This is a genomic window from Corynebacterium sp. MSK204 (genome assembly GCF_030229885.1).
Lineage (GTDB): Bacteria > Actinomycetota > Actinomycetes > Mycobacteriales > Mycobacteriaceae > Corynebacterium.
The window spans coordinates 35,523-57,441 of sequence record NZ_JASPGQ010000007.1 but is presented as its reverse complement, the minus strand read 5'-3'; the positions used below and the strand labels follow the sequence as shown (position 1 = coordinate 57,441).

Here is a 21,919-nt window from a genome sequence, read left to right as displayed (position 1 = left end):
GCAATATCGACAGCATGAGCATTCGCGCAGATTTCCAACCCACCGTTGATGAGTTCATTGCTGATCTTAAGTCCTTCGCCACTGGCGATTACCTCAAGGACGAGGAAAAAGAGTTCTGGGAGGCGCCGTTTGACGCGGCGGTGCTTCCAGAACTTAAACGCCACCTCGAGCAGATGTTGGATGGGTTGGACGGGCTGCCGGACGATCCTGATGGTAGCCAGCTCGCTGCGGTGTTGAATAAGACCGTGCAGAAACTTGCCACCTTTAATCGCAAGCAGCACGATGCCGTGGTGGAGCCGGAGGAAAAAGAAGAAATCGCAGAGTTGATGTACAACGCTTCTGCGGCAACCGGTGCCGATGATGAGGCGCTCTCACAGATCCCGGAGTTGGACTTCTAAGCCTCCCTTTACGGCTCCATCCCACTGTGGGTAAATTCCTAAGGTGACAGTTGATTGATCACCGCGCAGCGCGAATATTTCCCTCGCTGAGCCTTAGTTCTATGCCGGAAAAGCCGGTGGAGTGTATATGACCACAGTGAGTAATTCCCAGCTTTTATCCCGTCCCGCGGCAATTTTCTGGGATATGGACGGCACCTTAACCAACTCGGAGCCCTTGTGGGGTGAGGCGACGTATTACCTTTCGGAAGTGCTGGGAAAACGCCTGACCCCCGGCCAGCGCCTGGAGACGGTGGGGGCTACTTTTACGACGACGCTGCGCATTTGCGCCGACAACGCTGGCGTTGTTTTGGGCGAAGGCGATGTCGAAGCTTACCGGCAGAAGATGTTTGATTATATGAAGACTCTTTTTGCTGGCCGCCTAGAGATCTTTCCCGGCATCCCAGAGCTTTTAACCTCGCTGCACCAAGACGGCATGCCGATGATGGTGACGACGAATACGGACCGCGATGTCGCGGACGCGGCCATCGCCGTAATAGGCAGCGAATATTTTGTAGATACTATCTGCGGCGATGAAGTTCCCACCGGTAAGCCCGCCCCAGACATGTATTTGGAGGCGGCCCAGCGCCTTCAGCTTGATCCGGCTCAGTGCCTCGTATTCGAAGACTCTCCGGCCGGAATGCGCGCTGCCGTTGCCGCCGGGTGCACCGTTATTGGTTTGCCCGAGGATGAAACCGTGGAAGTACCGGATGGGGTAGTAGAGATCTCCCGTCTGCGCGATTCTCGCCACCTCGCGGGCGCGCGCGATAGCGATGTTTACGAGTGGTTCCGGGCTATCCAGGAAATGAAATAAAACCCTTCGCATTGGCTGCTTACCTGTGGAACAATAGGTAGCTGTGAAGGATTTTGAGACACTTTTTGCTGAGCTAGTGAACAAAGCAGACCAGAAGCCAGAGGGCTCTGGGACCGTTAAGGCCTTGGAAGAAGGCGCCCACCATATTGGCAAAAAGATCATCGAAGAGGCGGGCGAAGTATGGATCGCCGCCGAATACCAGTCCGACGAGGAACTGGCGGAAGAAATGTCGCAGCTTATCTATTGGACGCAGGTCATGATGATCAAGCGCGGCCTGCGGCCTGAAGATATTTATAAATACCTATAACTTGTTGCCACCTGTGGTGGAGCAAACTTCCTGGAGAACAGCATGATCAAAATTGCAGTACCAAATAAAGGTTCCTTATCAGAAGCGGCTTTAGAAATCCTTGGTGAGGCCGGATACAAGGGACGCGGCCACTCCAAAACCCTAAACGTGGTGGATCTTGACAATGGGGTGGAGTTTTTCTTCCTCCGCCCGAAAGACATCGCGATCTATGTCGCACGCGGTGTGCTTGATCTAGGGATTACGGGACGCGATTTGGCGCTCGATTCCAATGCCCAATTCAAAGAAGTCCTCTCGCTCGGCTTCGGTGACTCAACATTTCGCTACGCCGCCCCCCAAGGAGAGGGGTGGGATATCTCTCATCTAGAGGGCAAGCGCGTGGCAACGTCGTACCCGAATTTGGTCCGCCAGGACTTGGCGGAGAAGGGGATTTCCGCCGATGTGATCCGCCTCGACGGGGCGGTAGAAATTTCCATTCACCTAGGCGTGGCCGATGTCATTGCTGATGTCGTGTCAACTGGTACTACGCTGCGGCAGCAGGGTTTGGCGCCCTTTGGTGAGCCCATCGTCAGCTCGGAAGCCGTAGTCATCAAGCGCCACGATGCAGAAGTAACTCCGGAAGAGCAGGTTGTCTTGGGTCGCATCCAAGGTATTTTGCACGCCCGCACTTACCTCATGATCGACTACAACATCGCGGAAGAAAATCTCGATAAAGCAGCTGGTGTTACTCCGGGCCTGACTGGGCCGACGGTTTCACCATTGGCGCGACAAGACTGGGTGGCGGTGCGCGCGATGGTTCCGCAAAAAGAAGCCAACCAGATTATGGATCGACTTTCCCAACTCGGTGCAGAGGCTATTTTGGCTTCCGATCTGCGCATTGCCCGCTTTTAGGGGGATTATTAAATTCTTGGTCGTCCCAACTGGGGCGAAACGTGGCTACCATTGGCGCTGGAGATTATTCACTCGGACATCATTCTCGACAGGCAAAGGAGCCGCGCCATCATGGCAAAGTCGTCTAAGAAAGAAGAAAAAGACACTAAGTCTGCCGCAAAGGACGCGCAGGAAAAGCAGGAGGATAAGACCACTCATTCTGCACAGAAAAAAGTAGCGGAGCAGAAGAAACCGAAGACGTCGAGCAAAAACACTCGTACGGAAACCGACCTGATCGGTGACTTGGAAATTCCTGCTGACGCCTACTTTGGTGTCCACACTGTCCGCGCGATGGATAACTTCCAGATTTCTTACGTGACCATCAACACCATTCCGCACTTCATCCGCGGCATGGTGCAGGTCAAGAAGGCTGCCGCGATGGCTAACCGTCGCCTGCACGTGCTGCCAAAGAAGAAGGCGGAGGCCATCATCTGGGCTTGTGACCAGATCTTGGACGAGGGCCGTTGCATGGACCAATTCCCGCTCGATGTATTCCAAGGCGGTGCCGGCACCTCGTTGAACATGAACACCAATGAGGTCGTTGCCAACTTGGCCCTTGAGCACTTGGGAGAGGAGAAGGGCTCCTACGACATCATCAACCCCAATGACGATGTCAACATGTCCCAGTCTACTAACGATGCCTACCCAACTGGTTTCCGTCTGGGTCTGTACGCTGCCATCGATGACTTGGTCGTGCGCATTGACAGCTTGCGTTCTGCATTCCAGGACAAGGGCAATGAGTTCCAAGACATCCTGAAGATGGGCCGTACCCAGTTGCAGGATGCCGTTCCCATGACCTTGGGCGATGAATTCAAGGGCTTTGCTAATAACCTCAACGAGGAGCAGGCCGTTCTGCGCGATGCACAGAGCCGCTTGCTGCAGATCAACCTCGGCGCAACCGCCATCGGCACCGGAGTTAACACTCCAGCTGGCTACCGTCACCAGGTAACCGCCGCCCTGTCTGAAGTCACCGGCCTGGAGATGAAGACTGCAAGCGACCTTATCGAGGCCACCTCTGACTGCGGTGCCTATGTCTTCTTGCACTCTGCCATCAAACGCGCTGCCATGAAGCTCTCCAAAATCTGTAACGACCTGCGCCTGCTTTCCTCTGGCCCGCGCGCTGGTCTTGGCGAGATCAACCTGCCGGCCCGCCAGGCAGGTTCCTCCATCATGCCGGGTAAGGTCAACCCGGTTATCCCTGAAGTTGTCAACCAGACCTGCTTCAAGATCTTCGGCAACGACCACGTTGTGACCATGGCCTCAGAGGCAGGCCAGCTGCAGCTCAACGTGATGGAGCCGGTCATCGGTGAGGCACTGTTCCAGTCCATCCGCATCATGGGCAACGCGGTTGATGCGCTGCGTGAGAAGTGCGTCACCGGCATTACCGCCAACGCTGATGTGTGCCGCCAGTACGTGGAGAACTCCATCGGTATCGTTACCTACCTGAACCCATTTATTGGCCACCACAACGGTGACGAGATTGCAAAGGAATCCCTCAAGACCGGCAAGGGCGTCAAGGAACTCGTGCTGGAGAAGGGCCTACTTGATGAGGCAACGCTGAACAAGGTGCTGTCGGTAGAAAACCTGATGCACCCAGAATTTCGCGGTCAGCTTTTCTTGGATGAAAACTAAGTAAAGTTCGCGAGCCATAGTGCCGCATGAGGTGGGAGATGCCCATCCTCATGGCGGCACCGATCAGTCCGCAGACACCGTGCTTTCTTTCCTCCCTTTGGGGTGGGGAAGCGCCCCGCGGTGTGTGCGGTCTCTTTCGTCTATGCGCCCGTTGATGTTTTATTTCCCCAAAGCGCAAAGGCATGAACCCATACCGAACGGTTTATAACGCGAGGTAGAACACATGTGGGAAGCAACACAAACGGGCAGAATATGTAAATAAAGCAACATATTCAGGGCAAAATAGAAATGTAAGGGTGGTCCACGACCGGCAGGCGTAGGTGGGGCCACCACGTGTAGTTGAGAACGTGTGGAGCGTATCCATGGTTATTATTCATATTGTCATCGTTCTCGCAGCCATTATCCTGGGTGCGAGAATTGGGTCCATAGGCATCGGCATGGCCGGCGGCCTGGGCGTTCTCCTTTTGGGCGTTGCGGGAGTTCCAGTAACTAGGGACGACATTCCGTTCGACGTCATTGCCATCATTATGACGGTGATTGCGGCTATTGCCGCCATGCAAAAGGCCGGCGGCATGGACTATTTGGTTCACGTGGCCGAGAAGTTCCTGCGCAAAAACCCCAAAAAGATTACGTTTTACGCACCCATCGTGACCTGGTTGATGACGGTCTTGGCCGGTACCGGGCACACCTCCTTTTCCACGCTGCCGGTCATCGTTGAGGTGGCCAAGGAGGGCAAAGTTCGCCCGTCGCGCCCATTATCTATCGCGGTCGTCGCCGCACAGATGGGTATTTGTGCCTCGCCGATTTCTGCTGCAGTTGTCATCCTGGCTGGTCTGCTTGAGCCCATGGGCGTGGGCTACCTCCAGGTACTCGGTGTCCTGATTCCAGCTACCTTCCTTTCCATCTTCCCCGCCGCATGGGTGGCCAATAAGTTCGGCAAAGAACTAGAAGATGACCCTGTGTATCAGGAGCGCAAGGCGCAAGGCCTGGTGAAGGAGCCGATTGGCGCTAGTAAATATGAGCCAAAGGAAGGCGCTAAGTCTTCCGTAGTCATCTTTCTCATCGCCATCGTCGTTGTCATGGCATGGGCTACCATTTCTTCCGAACAGGTTGGCCTGATTACGGATCCCACCTTGCCGCGCAATGAGGCGATTATGACCGTCATGCTCTCGGCCGCGACGATCATCGTCTTGAAAACCAAGATTCCGGCCGCTGACGTCCTCAATACCCCGGTATTTAAATCGGGAATGTCTGCCTGCATCTGTGTGCTGGGTGTTGCGTGGTTGGGAACCACCCTCATCAACCACTACTTGGACGATATTCAAGCTCTGGCTGGAGACGTCATCGAGGCCTCGCCATGGTTGCTGGCAGTGGTGCTCTTCTTCGCCGCAGCCCTGCTGTACTCGCAGGCTGCTACTACCAAAGCACTCATGCCCGCCGCATTGGCGCTGGGAGTTAGCCCGGTTACCGCCGTGGCCGCATTTCCGGCAGTATCTGCTCTGTTCATCCTGCCGACGTACCCAACGTTGCTGGCAGCAGTCGAGATGGATGATACAGGCACTACCAAGATCGGCAAGGCCGTATTCAACCACCCATTCCTCATCCCCGGTGTGGTCAGCATTTTCGGTTCCGTACTCCTGGGCTATGCGCTCGGTGCGGTAATCATTTAGCGAGTCCTCCAACTCGCGCTCCCAGTGGCGTCTTCTCCTCGGAGAGGGCGCCACGTTTATGTGAAGGCTCCACCAAAAGAAATGTTCTGCTTCACAGTTTATACCCCCATGCGACTTGGCTAATGTCAGAAATCGGTAGGGTAGGTGCCATGACTACGCAGCCATCCGATGTTGAAATCGCACAAGCCCATAACCTGCAGCCGATTGCGGAGATCGCAGCCAAAGCAGGAATTCCCGAAGATGCAGTAATTCCTTTTGGTTCCACGAAAGCCAAGGTGGATATCACCAAGGTGGATTACGCCAAAGACAAGCGCGGCAAGCTCGTGCTGGTAACAGGAGTATCTCCGACACCTGCCGGCGAGGGTAAATCCACGGTCCTCATCGGCTTGACCGATGCGTTGGATCAGATCGGGAAGAAGGCCATCGTTGCCCTCCGCGAGCCATCCCAAGGCCCGGTAATGGGCATCAAGGGTGGTGCCGCGGGCGGCGGTTACGCCCAGATTGTGCCGATGGAGGATATCAACCTGCACTTTACCGGTGACTTCCACGCCATTGCCGCGGCAACGAATACACTTGCGGCCATCATCGACAATCACATTCACCAGGGCAACCAGCTGGGCATCGACCCACGCCGCGTGACGTGGCAGCGCTGCGTCGACGTGAACGATCGCGCGCTGCGCAACGTGGTAACTGGCCTCGGCGGATCGGCACACGGCGTACCGGCAGAAACAGGCTTTACCATTACTGCGGCCTCAGAGATCATGGCGATTTTGTGCTTGGCGACGAGCCTCGATGACCTCAAGCAGCGCCTAGGCGATATTACCGTCGGGTTTACCTATGACCAGCGGTCAGTGACCGCGCGCGAGCTCGATGCGGAAGGCGCGCTCACCGCGCTGATGCGCGATGCCTTGAACCCGAACCTGGTGCAAACCCTTGGCGGGGTTCCCGCACTCGTGCACGGTGGCCCGTTCGCCAATATCGCGCACGGCTGCAACTCTTTGCTGGCAACGCAAACTGCCCTGCAGTTCGGCGATATCGTGCTGTCTGAAGCCGGCTTCGGCGCGGATCTCGGCGGTGAGAAGTTTATGGATATCAAGTCCCGGTTTGGTGACCTGGACGTGGCCGGCGCAGTGGTCGTGGCGACGATTCGCTCGCAGAAGTACAACGGGGGCGTTGCCAAGGATAAGCTCACCGAGGAAAACGTTGAGGCGCTGCAAAAGGGCATCGTCAACCTTGAGCGCCACGTGGAAAACCTGCGCAAGTTTGGTATCAAGCCCGTTGTCGCGCTGAACCGCTTCTGGTCCGATACGGAGGCGGAGCGCCAGTTTATGCGCGATTGGGCCAAGGACTTCGGCGTGGCCTTGGAAGAGGCCAACGTCTGGGCCGAAGGCGGCGCGGGAGCGACGAAGCTGGCCGAGACCTTGCTGGAGAACCTCGAGGGCGGCGCGCAGCAGCTCTATGATCCTGAAGAAGGCATCGAGGCCTCCATCGAGACCATCGCCCGCGAGATCTACCGCGCGGACCGCGTGGAATACGGCTCAAAGGCTGTGAAGGACTTGCAATACATCAAGGACAATGGCTGGGATAAATTACCCGTGGTCATTTCCAAGACGCAGTATTCCTTCTCGGATGAAGCAACCGCATTGGGCGCTCCGGAAGGCCACACGCTGCACGTGCGCGAGCTACTGCCGCGCACCGGTTCGGGGTTTATCGTGGTGCTTACCGGCAACGTGATGACCATGCCGGGCCTGCCCAAGAAGCCGGCGGCCAATAATATCGACGTCGCCGCCGATGGCACGGTATCCGGACTGTTCTAAAAGGAGTTAATCCGCCGCGGAGCCCGGCCAACCCGGGTACTCCGGCGGCGTGCCGCCAAATTCGGGGCAGATCGCCTGATGCGCGCACCAATTACAGAGCTTGGAGCGTTTCGGGCGAAAATCCCCGGCGCGCCCATCGGCCTCAATCTTGGCCCACAGCTGGCCTAGATCGCGCTCGAAGTATTCGAGTTCCTCCTGGGTAGGGGCTAAAAACATCGAATCCAGCACCTTTAGATACATCAGTCGTAGCTGGTGGGGGATTGTTCCCAACAGGCGCCAATACACTAGGGCATAAAACCGCATCTGGAATTGGGCGCTGTGGGAAAAGCGCGGTGCTGGTTTCTTGCCCGTTTTATAATCCACGACGCGCACCTCGCCGGTGGGGGCGCGGTCCACGCGGTCAATAAACCCGCGCACGGGCACGCCGTTGGGCAGAACCGTGTTGACATACATCTCGGTTTCTTGGCAGTCGAAGCCCTGCGGGTTTTCCATCTGGAAATAGCCTTTGAGCAGTTCGCGGGCGGCGACGAAGAAATCATACGTCTCGTCTTCGGGCACGAGCTCGAGCAATTCAGCGTCCTGTTCCGTCATCGCTGCCCAGCTTGGCTTAATCATCTTTACTGCGGCTGGGTAAGTGCGCTCTTCGCGCGGGAGTTTATGCGTTTCTTCTAGGACCGCGTGGACCAGGGTTCCCTTAACTTGGGCGATGGTCTTGGGTTCGGGAATCTTGTCGATGGCCCGGAAACGGTAGAGCAGAGGGCACTGCTGGTAGTCGGAGGCGCGCGAGGGCGACAGGGCAAGAGGGCGGGGAGTAGATGAAGTAGCCATGGTGTATCTAGCCTATCGCCGATAGTTTCGTGGCAAGCTAGAAGGTATGAGTTATACCGATAAGTTCCTTGATTTCTTGGCGGCTTCGCCGTCGTCGTACCACGCCGCGCATGAGGTAGCGCGCCTGCTGCAAGAATCTGGCTTCCAGATTCAGGATGAGCGCGAGGGCTGGTCGGCCGCTCCTGGCGGGCACGTCATGGTCCGCGGCGGCGCGGTTGCCGCGTGGTACGTGCCGGAAGGCGCCGATAAGAACTCCGGTTTCCGCATCGTTGGCTCGCATACTGATTCGCCGGGGCTGGCGCTCAAACCCACGCCCGATTTTTCTGCTGCTGGCTGGCAGCAGGTAGCGGTGGAAATCTACGGCGGCGCCTTGCTGCACACGTGGTTTGACCGCGAACTTACCGTCGCCGGCCAGGTTGTGACCACGGATGGGCGCCAGCACCTGGTGAATACGGGGCCAGTCCTGCGGCTTCCTTCGCTGGCTATCCACTTGTACCGCAAGGATGAGTTCAAGCCGGACCGCCAAAAGCACATGCAGCCGGTGCTGACGGTGGGCGATGAAGAGGCGTCGATCCTGCAGGTGGTGGGGGAGCAGGCGGGCATCGCTAAGCAGGATATTGCTTCCTTCAACCTGATTACCGCCGATGCCGCCCGGGGCGCGGTCTTTGGCGCGGGCGAAAAGTTTATCGCGGCCGGCCGCATGGATAACCTGTCTTCGGTGCACGCCTCGCTGGAGGCTATGCAACGTGCCGCGCAGGACTATGACGGCTCCGATATTTTGGTCATGATGGCCTTTGACCACGAGGAAGTGGGCTCGAGCTCCCGCTATGGTGCCGCCGGGCCGATCCTGCAGGACGTGCTGACCCGCACCGCCCGCGCGCTGGGGGCCAATGAGGAAGAGCGCTTCCAGATGTTCGCGCGTTCTAGCTGCGTGTCTGCCGATGCCGCGCACTCGGTGCACCCCAATTACGCGGATAAACACGACCCCACCCACCAGCCGATCATTGGGCAAGGCCCAGTGACCAAGATCAACGGCAACCAGCGCTACGCCTCCGATGCCCAGACGATTGCGCTGTGGGAGACCGCGTGTGCCAAGGCTGGGGTTCCGGTGCAGCGTTTCGTGGGCAATAACGATGTGCCGTGCGGCTCGACCATCGGGCCTATTACCGCAACGCGGCTGGGCATCGACACCGTCGATGTGGGCGTGCCGATGCTGTCGATGCACTCCGCGCGCGAGATGGTGGGCGAGCAGGGCCAAATATGGCTCTCGCGGGCTCTTGAGGCATACTTGAAGGGTTAGTACCCACAACCTCGAGGAGTTTTGCGGCATGGCTTATTCTGGCCCCTTTTCCTATGGCGACCGCGTGCAGCTGACGGACGCCAAGCGGCGCCACTACACGGTCATTTTGAAAGAAGGAGGCCAGTTCCATTCCCATAAAGGCATAATCAACCACGATGACATCGTGGGGATGGATGAAGGTTCCGTCATCGAGTCCACCTTGGGCTCGTCCTTCCTGCTCTTCCGCCACCTCATGGTGGATCACGTCCTCTCGATGCCGCGCGGCGCCGCCGTCATTTACCCCAAGGACGCCGCGCAAATCTTGGTCGAGGGCGATATTTTCATGGGCGCCCGCGTGCTGGAGGCTGGTGCGGGCTCCGGCGCCTTGTCGATGTCCCTCCTGCGCGCCGTGGGCCCCGAAGGCCACGTCTATTCCTACGAGATCCGCGAGGACCACTTGGAGTACGCAGTCGATAATGTCGAGGAATACTTTGGATCCCGCCCCGAGTGGTGGTCGCCGCGCCTAGGCGATCTCGGCGATGTCACCGCTGAGGACCTCGGCGGCCCCGTCGACCGCATCATCTTGGACATGCTGGAGCCTTGGGAGAACCTGGAGACCGTGCGCGATCTGCTGATCCCCGGCGGCGTATTTATGACCTATGTGGCAACGGTCCCGCAGCTGATGAAGGTCATGGAGGGCATCCGGGAGCTGCAATGCTTTACTGAGCCGAAGGCGTGGGAATCCCTCGTGCGCGAATGGAAGGTAGAAGGCCTAGCCACCCGCCCGGAGCACCGCATGAACGCGCATACCGCATTCCTCATTTGGACCAGGCGGCTTGCCGATGGCGTCACCCCGCCGCGCCCCCAGCGCCGCGCCCGCAAATAGAATGCGCACTATTTAAGTACACGGATGTAATTAATTGCTAAAGTGGCCTCGCTCATACCTTTTCGCGCGTTAAAGTGGTGTGCATGGATGAAGCCACGGATAATAAGCGGCAACTCAGCCAGCTTGCTGCGCGCAATCAAAAGCTGGTGGAGCTTTTACAGAAATCGCGCGCCGAGCTTGAGCAGTTATTTGCTGAGGTCAATGCACTTGCAGAGCCCGCCTCTACATATGGGGTCTTTTTGGCCTACTCGCCGCACCAAAGCGAGGTAGGCACCACCGCGGAGGTCTATACCAACGGCCGCGTCATGCAGCTCAAGGTCTCTCCCAACGTGGAGCCGGGCAGCCTGCAGGTGGGCCAACAGGTCCGGCTGGGCGATGGCTTCGTGGTCGTCGAAGGCTGCGCTCCTACGAGGACTGGCGAGCTTGCCACCGTGGTCGAGCGCTTGGACCAGCGCCGCGCCGTCGTGGCTAATTCTGCGGGGGATAACCGCGTTGTTCTGCTCGCACAGGCGCTGCAAGAAAGCGTGCGCGCGGGCGAGGTAGTACTGCTGGATACAAAGGCTTCCGTGGCCGTGGAAAAGGTCGATCAAGCAGAGGTTTCCCAGCTTTCGCTGGAAGAGGTACCCGATGTGCGCTACGAGGACATCGGCGGTCTGGATGAGCAAATTTCGCAGATCCGCGATTCCGTCGAGCTACCCTTTGTCCACCCCGAGCTCTACCGCCAATATGGCCTGCAACCGCCCAAGGGCGTGTTGCTTTATGGCCCGCCCGGCTGCGGAAAGACGCTCATTGCCAAGGCGGTGGCAAACTCCTTGTCTACCCAGATGGGCGGAGACGGCTCCAGCTACTTCCTTAACGTCAAGGGCCCAGAGCTGCTGAATAAGTACGTCGGTGAGACCGAACGCCGCATTCGGTTGATTTTTGAGCGCGCACGCGAGCTCGCACAAGCCAGCGCGGATCGCCCCGTGGTCATCTTCTTTGATGAGATGGAATCTATCTTCCGCACCCGCGGATCAGGGGTCTCATCCGATATGGAAACCACCGTCGTGCCGCAGTTGCTCACGGAACTCGATGGAGTGGAGGGCCTGAGCAATGTGGTCATCATCGGCGCCACCAACCGGGAAGAGCTCATTGACCCCGCGATCATGCGCCCGGGCCGGCTGGATATGAAGGTGCGCATCAATCGCCCCACCAAGCGCGGCGCGCGCGAGATCTTCGCCCGCCACTTCGATCCGTCCATTCCGCATGTGGGTGATATTGACGAGCTCATTGGCGATGCCGTGGATGAGCTGTATAGCGATAGGCCGTTTGCACAGCTGCACTTTAGCAATGGGCAGCGCCAAGTCCTGCACTACCGGGATTTCGTCTCTGGAGCGATGATCGCCAATATCTTGGCCCGGGCTAAGAAGTTGGCCATCAAGGAGGCTTTATCGCACCACGGCGCGGAGCACGTCGCCTCGGCGGCAAACGCTGCGGAGCAAGGCACTGGGGGCGTTGAAGGGGGCATCGGCAAGCAGCATCTGCGCGCTGCCATCGCAGCTGAGCAGGAAGAATCGGAATACATGCCTACCTCAACCAACCCTGAGGAATGGAGCAAGATTGTCTCCGCGGATCATGGCGGCTCGCGCGTGACCAGTGTGGAACTTTTAAGCGGAAGGAGCGGTACGTGGCCCGCGTGTTAGGAACGGAAACGGAATACGGTATTTCTACGCCGGATTCGCCGGAGCATTCCCCAATCATTACCTCGACCCATGCGGTCGTGGCCTATGCTGCGCTGTATACAGGCGCGCGTTCGCGCTGGGATTTTGCGGAAGAACACCCCTTGCGAGATTCCCGCGGCTTCGATCTCAAGCGCTACGATACGGTTCCCGTGGTAGACCCCAATGCGGTGGGGGTGGCCAATGTTGTCACTCCGAGTGGGGCGCGGTTTTATGTGGACCACGCCCACCCTGAGTACTCGGCTCCGGAATGCACGAATGCGTGGGACGCGACGCTCTATGATGCCGCCGGCGATGACACGCTGCTGCGGGCCCGGGATGCCGTAGCGGAGCTGACGGCACAGGGAAAGTCCGTCTTGGCGGACCGGCAGCCATGCCCGCCGCTCCGGTTATACAAGAACAACGTCGATGGCAAGGGTGCCAGCTACGGTTCGCATGAAAATTATCAGTATGCCCGCAGCACCGATTTTTCGGTCATGGCCCAAGCGCTGATCCCCTTCTTCGTGGCCCGGCAGGTCGTCATTGGTGCTGGGCGCATGGGGCGCGGCGAGTTTGGGGAGGAACCGGGGTTCCAGATTTCCCAGCGCGCGGATTATATCGAGCAGGAGATCTCCCTGGAAACCACCCTCAATCGCGGCATTATTAATACCCGCGACGAGCCCCATGCCATCCACGATGATTTCGGCCGCCTGCACGTCATCATCGGCGATGCGAATATGTCGCAGACCTCGACGCTGCTGAAATTGGGCATGACTTCGCTGGTGCTCGATGCCATTGAATCCGGCACGGACTTTAGCGATCTGCGCCTTGCCGATGCCGTCGCGGAGGTCCCCCTGGTAAGCCGCGACCTTGAATTGCGCCACCGGCTCACGCTTGCCGATGGCCGCACATTCACCGCCCTCGAGCTGCTCAACGAATACCGCCGCCGCCTGCAGCCGGAGACAGACGCCGATCACAAGGTGCTGGCGGCCTGGGACGAGGCAGTAGAGCTGCTTGCCGATGACCCCCTCAAGGCCTCCCACCTCCTGGACTGGGTGGCCAAGTACCGGTTGATCAAGAGCTACCTTGACCGTGGTATCGCCCCAGATGATCCCAAGCTGCGCCTTATCGACTTGCAATATGCGGAAATCGATCCGGAAAAGTCGCTGCACCATGCGCTGGTGCGCAAGGGCCAGATGCGTCAGCTCTTTAGCACCGAAGACCTGCACCGCGCCGCGGCCGAGCCGCCCGCCGATACCCGGGCATATTTCCGCGGGCGCATAACGCAGAAATTCGGCGAAGACATTATTGCCGCCAGCTGGCAAAGCCTCACCCTGCGCCGTGGTGATAAGGACGGACACGCCCGAAACGGCGTCTGGGCCACCGTGGCCATGGATGATGCCCGCGGGCTCACCCGCGCGGACTGCGAAGACATCATCGAGGGCGCAAGCAGCGTAGAAGAGTTGCTCGAAGGCCTTGCTGCCATCGGTATCCAGCCCGAGTATCGTAAGTAATGATCATCTAATACGACGAAAGGATGACACCGTGTCCACTTCGAACCGCCAGGTCACTAGCAATAATGGGGGAAACGGCCCCGAGTCAGAGGAAGAATTTACCGCAACTCAGCTCAATATCAACACCTCCGGCACCGATGACCTCCTAGATGAGATCGATGGCCTGCTAGAAAATAACGCGGAAGAATTCGTCCGCTCCTACGTCCAAAAGGGCGGACAGTAGGCGTGGAATCCACCCGTCCCGTTTTTGCCCGGCGGATTATGGGCATCGAAACCGAGTATGGCCTGTCCACGGCGACGCCGAAGGACCAGCGGGCTTTAAGCCCCGATGAAGTTGCGCGCGTGCTCTTCCGGCCGATCGTCGAAAAATACTCCTCGTCCAATATCTTCGCCACCAATGCCAGCCGCCTGTACCTCGACGTCGGCTCGCATCCTGAGGTAGCTACCGCCGAGTGCGATAGCCTCAGCCAGCTCATTGCCTACGAATGCGCCGGTGACCGCGTGATGAACCGCCTCGCGCTGCAGGCCGAAGATACTTTGGCTGCAGAAGGAAACGAGCGGCCGGTCTACCTTTTTAAGAACAACGTAGATTCCGCCGGGCACTCCTTTGGCTGCCACGAGAATTACCTCATTAGCCGGCATATGGTGCTCAAGGATTTGGGCGTAGCGCTCTTGCCCTTCCTGATTACCCGCCAACTTATCTGCGGGGCGGGAATGGTGCAGCCAGCCAAGGGCGAACACCCCGCGCAATTCCTCTTGTCCCAGCGCGCCGACCAGGTCTGGGAGGGTGTCTCGTCTGCGACCACCCGGTCCCGGCCCATCATCAATACCCGCGACGAGCCGCACGGGGATTCCAAGCGCTTTCGCCGCATGCACATCATCGTAGGCGATTCCAATATGGCAGAGCCCACCATCGCATTAAAGGTCGGCTCCACCCTGCTCATGTTAGAGATGCTGGAGGCCGGCTTCGAGCTGCCCGAACTCGAGATCGCAGATCCAATCCACCACATCCGCTCCATCGCGCGCGATCTGACCGGCTCCACACCGCTGCCGCTTGTCAGCGGGGGAACCATTACCGCCCTAGAGGTCCAACAGCAGCTTTGTGCGCGGGCGCGCGATTGGCTCGCCCACCGCGAAGATGCCGGTACGTCCACTGCGGAATTGGAGCGCGTCGTTGACCTGTGGGAGCGCATCCTGCGCGCCATCGAGTCCGGAGATTTCTCCGGCGTGAACCGCGAGATTGATTGGGTCATCAAGCTCGAGCTGCTCGAGCGCTACCGTTCCCGCCTAGGCGGTGACTGGGTGCATCCGAAACTTACGCAGGTTGATATGACCTATCACGATATCCGGCCAGGGCGAGGTTTGTACGACGTGTTGCTGCGCCGCGGGATGATCGAGCGCTGGATTGAAGATGAAGACATCGAGCGTGCGGTATCGACTGCGCCGCCGACCACGCGTGCGGCCTTGCGCGGCGCGTTCCTGACTGCCGCCGAAGACTGCGGCGCGCACGTGACCGTGGATTGGACGCGGCTGAAGGTCAACCGCCCCGAACCGCGCACCGAGGAGCTGCTGGACCCTTTTGCGTCCACCGATCCGCGCATTGAAGCATTGCTAGACTATATGCACGATAATCACGCCTAAGGCGTGCACATTGAGCAAAGGGGAGAGTAGACAACGTGGTGGCATCACGATCCACGCCGAGTCGGCAGGATGCGGCGGTAGAAAGGCTCACCAACCTATCCTTTGCGCTGCAAGGAGCGGCGAATTCGGGTGGTTCACCGGACCGCTCCGCGGCCTGGCTCCGCAGCCACGTCGCAGGCTATAGCGATAAATCCGACGAAGCCTTTACCAAGGCCTTGGCGCGCGATATCGCCACCTTGCAACGCGCTGGAGTTCCCATCGTGCACACCGGTGGGGAAGACGGCGCCTCGTACCGCCTCGACCAAAGCAACTACCAGCTCCCGCCGGTGGAATTTTCACCGGAAGAAGCGATGGTGCTTGGCATCGCAGGGGGAGTGGGAACCCCTGGTGGATTGAGCGATTTCTCTTTGTCCGGGTGGACCAAGATAGCCGCCTCGGGTGCCTCCCGGAACCTGAAGGGCGCACCCGTCTATACCGCGGTCAATGACATCACCCGCCTTGCCCCCGAGGTGATCACCTTCGTCTTGGCCGCCGTGCGGAATAAAATCCGGATTACTTTTGCCTATCGCCCCCACCCAGCGGCGGAGACCGTGCGCCGCACCATGGATCCCTGGGGAGTAGTCAACCACCAGAGCCGCATCTATATCGTTGGCTTCGATGTTGACCGCGCCGCCCCGCGCGTCTTCCGCGCCCTGCGGCTTTCCGATATCAAAAGGTCGCACCAGCCGGCAGAGCATTCTGAGCCGACGGTGGACATCGACAAGCTCGTCAAAGAGGCCCTACAACGGGGCGAAAAGGTGGATGCGACCCTGCGTATTCCTGAAGGTCAAGCCCAAGAGCTAGAAAGCGCGGGGGAGCGCACTGTCGAAGGCACCGTAGTGCTGACCGGGGTCCAAAAGGATTGGTTGGTGCGCACCGCAGCGGGTTATGCCCCAGAAGTAAAAGTGCTCGATCCCCCCGAGGTGCGCACTGACATCATTAAACTTCTGCGCGCAACCGCCAACCACAACGGAGCTGAGTAAACCAATGGCAGATGGATCTCATAAACTGCAAGCGCTCGTCCGGTCGCTGAACCTCATCCCGTACTTTCAAAACCATCCGGATAAAACTCCGATGGAGGCGGCCGCGGATCTGGGCATGGACCCAGGGGAGCTGAAAGATGCCGTGGACCGGCTATTTTGCTCTGGGACCGGCCGCAATACCGAGGAGCTCATCGATCTCTCTTTTAGCTACCGCGATGGGGTCACCATTTACAATGACCAGGGGCTGGGACAAGCATTGCGGCTTACCCCAACCGAGGCCGGCGCGCTCTTGCTTACCCTAGAATCCCTCGAGGCTATGCCCGGCCTGTTGGATGCGCGGGCGATTAAGTCTGCCGCGGCGAAATTGCGCTCCATTATGGATGAGCGCACGCTGAGCATCTATGACACGTTATCGACGGTGGACCCGCAAGAATCCGACATCCAGGCGACCTTGAACCGTGGGCTCAACGAAAAACGGCGCATCCGGATGCGCTATTGGAGCGCCTCATCTAATAAGGAAACCGAGCGCGTAGTTGATCCGGCCCGGATTTTTATCGTCGATGCCGAGCCCTATCTCGCGGCGTGGCAAGAAGAAAAGCAAGGGCACAGGACCTTTCGTATTGACCGCATCAAGCATGCCGAGTTGACCGAGGAGACTGCTCATCCGCGCCTCAAACAGCTGGACTTCGACGCTGCAGCACCCTTTAATTTAGGTGCGGCGGATTCCGTGGAATTAGTCATTCATGAAGAATTCACCTGGCTTGCAGAATACTACGATATGCAATTAGGCAAACGCCTAGAAAACGGCACTATAGCTGCAACGATGCAGGTCGGATCGGTGGATTGGCTGGTTCGTTTTGCCCTCGGGCAGGCCGATAGGTTACGCGTCATAGCCCCAGAATCTATTGTAAATCTCATTGCGGAACGCGGAAATGACGCGTTGAAGGGCTATACTTAAAATCCAGTTACTGCACGCACATGCGTCTTAAAATTGCCTCGCGAATTTTCCCCGCGAAGTCAGGGAGCGCGGCGGTCATTTGACGCAGGCAAAGAAGAACCGAAAGAGGATCTTATGACCTTAGGACCATTGGAAATCGGCCTTATTGTTCTCGTCATCATCTTGCTATTTGGCGCGAAGAAATTGCCCGATCTTGCTCGTTCCATGGGCCGCTCGATGCGCATTTTCAAATCTGAGGTCAATGAAATGCAATCGGAGGACACCAAGCGCTCTGAGGCCCAAGCTCAACTGAGCCAGAAGCGCCAACAGTCCGATGAGGAGTTCTGGAACCGCCCGGATATGCAACCTGGCCACCAGCAGGGAAACTCTTCCTCTCAGAATTAACGCCCGCCTGCTGTAAAACGCGAACACCCTCTGCTGCTTATGCACTCGTCGGCCGTGCCGGAGTGCGACCCTGAGAAATCAGGTGGGCAGGGCAGTGTTCGCTCTTGTGCGTTGAAAGAGCCAAATTGATGTCCTCACAGACCCATCCTGTCGGTGAACAAGGATCCCGCGTGCGCCGCAAGCGTCGAGGTTTTTCACGCAAGCCCAAAAACCCAACGGGCGAGATGACCTTAGTACAGCACCTGCAAGAGCTGCGGCGAAGGATCATTATCTCCTTGCTGGCCTTGGTTATCGGCGCGATCATCGGTTTCATTTGGTACCAGCAGGCACCCTTCCGGATTCCGCCGCTGGGAGAAATTCTCCGCGAGCCTTATTGCTCATTGCCGGAAGATAAGCGAGCCAACTTCAACAACGATGGCGAATGCCGCTTGCTTGCTACCAGCCCCTTCGAGATGCTCATTTTGCGACTGAAGGTCGGTGCGTTGGCAGGTACGGTGATTTCGTCTCCAGTCTGGCTCTATCAGGTGTGGGCATTCATCGTCCCAGGCCTGCATAAGAATGAGCGTCGCTACACCTTAAGCTTCGTCGTTGTGGCCGTCTCCCTCTTCTTGGCTGGCGCCATCTTGGCCTACTTCATCTTGTCCGTGGGCCTAGAATTCCTCATTGGTATTGGCGCTGAGTATCAAACCGCAGCATTAACTGGTGAGCGATACTTCTATTTCCTCTTGGCGCTCTTGCTTATCTTCGGTATCAGCTTCGAGATTCCGCTGTTAATCGTCTCTCTCAACCTCATTGGCGTCTTGGAATATAACCACGTCAAGGACAAGCGTCGCATCGTCATCGTCGTGGTGATGATCTTTGCCGCCTTCGTGACTCCAGGCCAAGATCCCTTCACGATGGTGGTCTTGTCCGCCAGCCTGATGCTGCTTATTGAGATTGCCTTCCAGTTCTGCCGCATTCACGATAAGCGCCAGAATCGGCAGCGTCCTGATTGGATGGATCTTGATGATGAATCCGCGTCTGCGCTAGACGAAAGCCCCACAGGCGTGGGCGGGCCCGCGCCTGTCGATGCCCCATCGAGCGTTAGCTCCTCGGGTGTATATGCCTCGCCTAAGCCCGCGGCAGCTAGCGCGTCATCGCAGACCGTCCGCACGGAAAATCGGACGTCGGATAGCACTTCGCAACGGGCTGAGGATCGCAAGGGGCCGCAGCGACCTAACGATGAAGGCGGCTTTTTCGACGATGTGCTTTAAGCACGGGTAGCCTTGTGAAATATGACTGAAACTCACCTGGATACCTTCGCCGCCGGCCTCCCATACCCCTTGGATGAGTTCCAGGTGCAGGGGTGTGAGGCGGTAGAAAATGGCCAAGGGGTGCTCGTCTGCGCCCCTACTGGCGCAGGTAAAACCGTCGTTGGCGAGTTCGCCGTGTCTTTGGCTTTAAGCCGCGGCACGAAGTGCTTTTATACCACCCCGATTAAGGCGCTGAGCAACCAGAAATACCACGACCTCGTCGCCGAGCACGGCGAGGATGCCGTTGGTCTTCTTACTGGCGATGTCTCCATCAACGCCGATGCCGAAATCGTGGTGATGACCACCGAGGTGCTGCGCAATATGATCTACGCGGATTCTCCGGCGCTGGATAGGCTTACACACGTGGTTATGGATGAAATCCACTTCCTTGCAGATGCCTCCCGCGGCGCGGTCTGGGAAGAAGTCATCCTGAATTTGGCGGACCACGTATCCATCATTGGGCTATCTGCCACCGTGTCCAATTCCGAGGAATTCGGTGAATGGCTCGCTACGGTCCGGGGTGATACCTCGGTCATCGTGACCGAACACCGGCCGGTCCCGCTCGATCAATGGATGATGTTGGGCCGCAAGATTTACCCGCTCTTTGAGCCGGAATCCGGCGGCCAGGTCAATTCCGAATTAGAGCGCCGCATTCAGCGCTTGGAGGCAGGCGATAGCGACGATGGGCGCGCGGACTATAAATCCGGCAAGGGGTTCCGTGCGAGGGCGCGCCACAAGGGCGGCGGGCGCAGCGAATTTCATGGTAAAGCGAGCGGGCGTTCCGGTTCCTCCCGTCCGCAAGATCGCTACCGCCCCTTAGGGCGCCCAGAGGTGCTAAAGGTGCTGCAATCGCAAGATATGCTGCCCGCGATTACCTTCATCTTTTCCCGCGCCGGTTGCGATGGCGCGCTCTATCAATGCCTGCGCAGCAGGATGGTGCTGACGACGCAGGAAGAGGCAGAAGAGATCAAGGCCATCGTCGATGCCGGCGTCGAGGGCATTCCGGAAGAAGACCTGCAGGTCTTGGATTTCCGGCGGTGGCGCGAAGCGCTCTCGCGCGGTTTTGCCGCCCACCACGCAGGAATGTTGCCGGCTTTTCGCCACATCGTAGAAGATCTCTTCGTCCGCGGTTTGGTACGCGCGGTATTTGCTACCGAAACCCTTGCCTTGGGCATTAATATGCCAGCGCGCACGGTTGTGCTCGAGAAGTTGATTAAGTTCAATGGCGAAGCGCACGTGGATCTCACGCCGGGCCAATACACGCAGCTGACTGGGCGCGCGGGCCGGCGCGGAATCGATACCCTGGGCAATGCGGTCGTGCAGTGGGCCCCGGCGATGGATCCGCGATTTGTCGCGGGTTTGGCATCGACGCGCACGTATCCGCTGATTTCTACGTTTGCGCCAGGCTATAACATGGCCATCAACCTGCTGGGCATGCTCGGCTTTGAGGATTCGCTGCGGCTCCTAGAAAAGTCCTTTGCGCAGTTCCAAGCCGATGGTTCCGTGGTCGAAGAAACCCGCGAATTAGAGCGCGCGGAGCATCGCGTGCGCGAGTTGCGGGAGCAGCTTGACGATGCCGTAGATGCCCTCGCACCACCAGCCAAGGACGGCGAGGATCCCGCCGAGGTGCTCATGGATTATATCCGGCTGCGCCGCGAGCTGACGGTGGAAGAAAAGCAATCCAAGGTTGATAAGGAACACCAACGCACCCAGGAAGTAGTCGCGGTGCTAGCGCGCCTGCAATTGGGCGATGTCATCGCGATTGCCGGAAAGAAGCGGCCCACTCTTGCCGCGGTGGTCACCCCGGCCAACCAGACCGCGGATCCACGCCCGTGGGTGACCACGGAATCTGGGTGGTCAGGGCGCATCGATGCCACCGGGATTAGCAATCCGCCGATTCAACTGGGGCGGATTAAGATCCCGAAGCCGGTGCGGAAGAACCCGCGGCGCAATACCAAGTACATCCAGGACGTCTTCCACCGCGAAAAGTTTGACCGCCCGAAGCGGATGAAGTCGAAGCCGCGCCTGCGACCAAATAAGCGTGTAGGCGAGTTGCGCGATGCCATTCGCGAGCACCCTGCGCACGACTGGCCCGCCACCGACAGGGAGCAACTGGCCGGCGTGGCACAGAAGTTGGCGCGCCGCGAGCGCGACCTCGAAAAGCTGCAGACCAAGGTGAATAAGGCAACCGATACTTTGGGCCGCACCTTTGAACGCATCGTGGATCTTCTCGCGGAGATGGACTATGTCGAGTTCTCTGGTGCCGGCAGCGATCGCACGCCGGTCATCACTGAGGAAGGCGAACGCCTAGCCAAGATTCATAGCGAATCCGATCTGCTCGTTGCCCAATGCCTGAAACGAGGAATTTGGGATGAGCTGGATCCGGCGGAGTTGGCCGGCGTTGCATCTCTGTGCTGCTTTGAAAATAGGAAGGCCACTGGGGGCCAGCCGGAGGCCGCAACGGATCGCATGGCCGATGCCATGAATGCGACGTGGCGTATCTATACCGAACTCAGCGCGGATGAGCGGCGCCACCGCCTGCCCCCAACGCGCGAGCCGGAAGCCGGTTTTGCGCTGGCCATTCACCAATGGTCAGCGGGTGCGCCCTTGGGCTATTGCATGGCGGCGGCCAATGAGGCGGGCGCGGAGCTTACCCCCGGTGACTTCGTGCGGTGGTGCCGCCAAGTTGTGGACCTCCTGCAGCAAATCGCCAAGACTGGCTACGATGGCCAGATCCAGCGCAACGCGCGCCGCGCAATCGATGCCATCCAGCGTGGGGTCGTCGCGATCGGGGCTTAAGCTAGCCCGGCCTGCTGG

19 protein-coding genes are annotated in these 21,919 nt (G+C 58.5%); 18 read left to right on the top strand and 1 reads right to left on the bottom strand.

From position 1 onward, the window contains the following. Window positions 1-14: 14 nt before the first annotated feature. From QP908_RS05980 to QP908_RS05950, 7 genes are all read left to right on the top strand, one after another. Complete coding sequence (locus tag QP908_RS05980; protein WP_284771890.1) at window positions 15-398, top strand: hypothetical protein; 384 nt, start codon at window positions 15-17, stop codon at window positions 396-398. A gap of 127 nt (window positions 399-525) precedes the next feature. Further along, entirely contained in the window at window positions 526-1,248 is a 723-nt protein-coding gene (locus tag QP908_RS05975; protein ID WP_284771889.1) for an HAD family hydrolase, read from the top strand. Window positions 1,249-1,291: 43 nt separating this feature from the next. Further along, window positions 1,292-1,555 (top strand): phosphoribosyl-ATP diphosphatase, encoded by a 264-nt coding sequence (locus QP908_RS05970; RefSeq protein WP_284771888.1) that lies wholly within the window; start codon window positions 1,292-1,294, stop codon window positions 1,553-1,555. A gap of 42 nt (window positions 1,556-1,597) precedes the next feature. Further along, window positions 1,598-2,443, top strand: a complete 846-nt coding sequence (gene hisG, locus QP908_RS05965; RefSeq protein ID WP_023022358.1) for an ATP phosphoribosyltransferase — start codon at window positions 1,598-1,600, stop codon at window positions 2,441-2,443. 111 nt (window positions 2,444-2,554) lie between these two features. Beyond that, window positions 2,555-4,114, top strand: a complete 1,560-nt coding sequence (gene aspA / locus QP908_RS05960; protein ID WP_284771887.1) for an aspartate ammonia-lyase — start codon at window positions 2,555-2,557, stop codon at window positions 4,112-4,114. Window positions 4,115-4,476: 362 nt separating this feature from the next. Beyond that, complete coding sequence (locus tag QP908_RS05955; protein ID WP_284771886.1) at window positions 4,477-5,784, top strand: anaerobic C4-dicarboxylate transporter; 1,308 nt, start codon at window positions 4,477-4,479, stop codon at window positions 5,782-5,784. Window positions 5,785-5,933: 149 nt separating this feature from the next. Then, window positions 5,934-7,601 carry a formate--tetrahydrofolate ligase gene (locus QP908_RS05950; RefSeq protein ID WP_284771885.1) on the top strand — a complete coding sequence of 556 codons (1,668 nt, stop codon included), beginning with the start codon at window positions 5,934-5,936 and terminating at the stop codon, window positions 7,599-7,601. A 6-nt stretch (window positions 7,602-7,607) separates the two neighbouring features. Here the strand turns inward: QP908_RS05950 and QP908_RS05945 are convergent, their stop codons facing one another. Beyond that, window positions 7,608-8,429 carry a RecB family exonuclease gene (locus tag QP908_RS05945; RefSeq protein WP_284771884.1) on the bottom strand — a complete coding sequence of 274 codons (822 nt, stop codon included), beginning with the start codon at window positions 8,427-8,429 and terminating at the stop codon, window positions 7,608-7,610. Window positions 8,430-8,475: 46 nt separating this feature from the next. On the opposite strand from QP908_RS05945, the gene QP908_RS05940 reads away from it, so the two are divergent. The 11 genes from QP908_RS05940 to QP908_RS05890 all read left to right on the top strand — a co-directional run bounded on the left by QP908_RS05940 (window position 8,476) and on the right by QP908_RS05890 (window position 21,901). Beyond that, window positions 8,476-9,729: a M18 family aminopeptidase gene (locus QP908_RS05940; RefSeq protein WP_284771883.1), complete on the top strand. Its 1,254-nt coding sequence runs from the start codon at window positions 8,476-8,478 to the stop codon at window positions 9,727-9,729. A 28-nt stretch (window positions 9,730-9,757) separates the two neighbouring features. Next, entirely contained in the window at window positions 9,758-10,594 is an 837-nt protein-coding gene (locus tag QP908_RS05935; protein WP_284771882.1) for a tRNA (adenine-N1)-methyltransferase, read from the top strand. A gap of 83 nt (window positions 10,595-10,677) precedes the next feature. Then, window positions 10,678-12,276, top strand: a complete 1,599-nt coding sequence (arc, locus tag QP908_RS05930) for a proteasome ATPase (protein ID WP_284771881.1) — start codon at window positions 10,678-10,680, stop codon at window positions 12,274-12,276. Then, on the top strand, window positions 12,261-13,805 hold the full coding sequence (gene dop, locus QP908_RS05925; protein ID WP_284771880.1) for a depupylase/deamidase Dop: 1,545 nt from the start codon (window positions 12,261-12,263) through the stop codon (window positions 13,803-13,805). Before arc ends, dop begins: the two co-directional genes overlap by 16 nt. A 31-nt stretch (window positions 13,806-13,836) precedes the next feature. Continuing rightward, the gene (locus tag QP908_RS05920) at window positions 13,837-14,028 is read left to right on the top strand and encodes a ubiquitin-like protein Pup (RefSeq protein ID WP_284771879.1); all 192 of its coding nucleotides are present in this window, start codon (window positions 13,837-13,839) and stop codon (window positions 14,026-14,028) included. A 38-nt stretch (window positions 14,029-14,066) separates the two neighbouring features. Next, window positions 14,067-15,446: a Pup--protein ligase gene (pafA, locus tag QP908_RS05915; RefSeq protein WP_284771928.1), complete on the top strand. Its 1,380-nt coding sequence runs from the start codon at window positions 14,067-14,069 to the stop codon at window positions 15,444-15,446. Between the two features lie 35 nt (window positions 15,447-15,481). Then, complete coding sequence (locus tag QP908_RS05910; protein WP_284771878.1) at window positions 15,482-16,468, top strand: helix-turn-helix transcriptional regulator; 987 nt, start codon at window positions 15,482-15,484, stop codon at window positions 16,466-16,468. Between the two features lie 4 nt (window positions 16,469-16,472). Continuing rightward, window positions 16,473-17,426: a helix-turn-helix transcriptional regulator gene (locus QP908_RS05905; RefSeq protein ID WP_284771877.1), complete on the top strand. Its 954-nt coding sequence runs from the start codon at window positions 16,473-16,475 to the stop codon at window positions 17,424-17,426. Window positions 17,427-17,540: 114 nt separating this feature from the next. Then, window positions 17,541-17,810 (top strand): Sec-independent protein translocase subunit TatA, encoded by a 270-nt coding sequence (gene tatA / locus QP908_RS05900; RefSeq protein WP_237800800.1) that lies wholly within the window; start codon window positions 17,541-17,543, stop codon window positions 17,808-17,810. A gap of 128 nt (window positions 17,811-17,938) precedes the next feature. Continuing rightward, window positions 17,939-19,063 carry a twin-arginine translocase subunit TatC gene (tatC, locus tag QP908_RS05895; RefSeq protein WP_284771876.1) on the top strand — a complete coding sequence of 375 codons (1,125 nt, stop codon included), beginning with the start codon at window positions 17,939-17,941 and terminating at the stop codon, window positions 19,061-19,063. Between the two features lie 21 nt (window positions 19,064-19,084). After that, entirely contained in the window at window positions 19,085-21,901 is a 2,817-nt protein-coding gene (locus tag QP908_RS05890; protein ID WP_284771875.1) for a DEAD/DEAH box helicase, read from the top strand. Window positions 21,902-21,919: the final 18 nt, after the last annotated feature.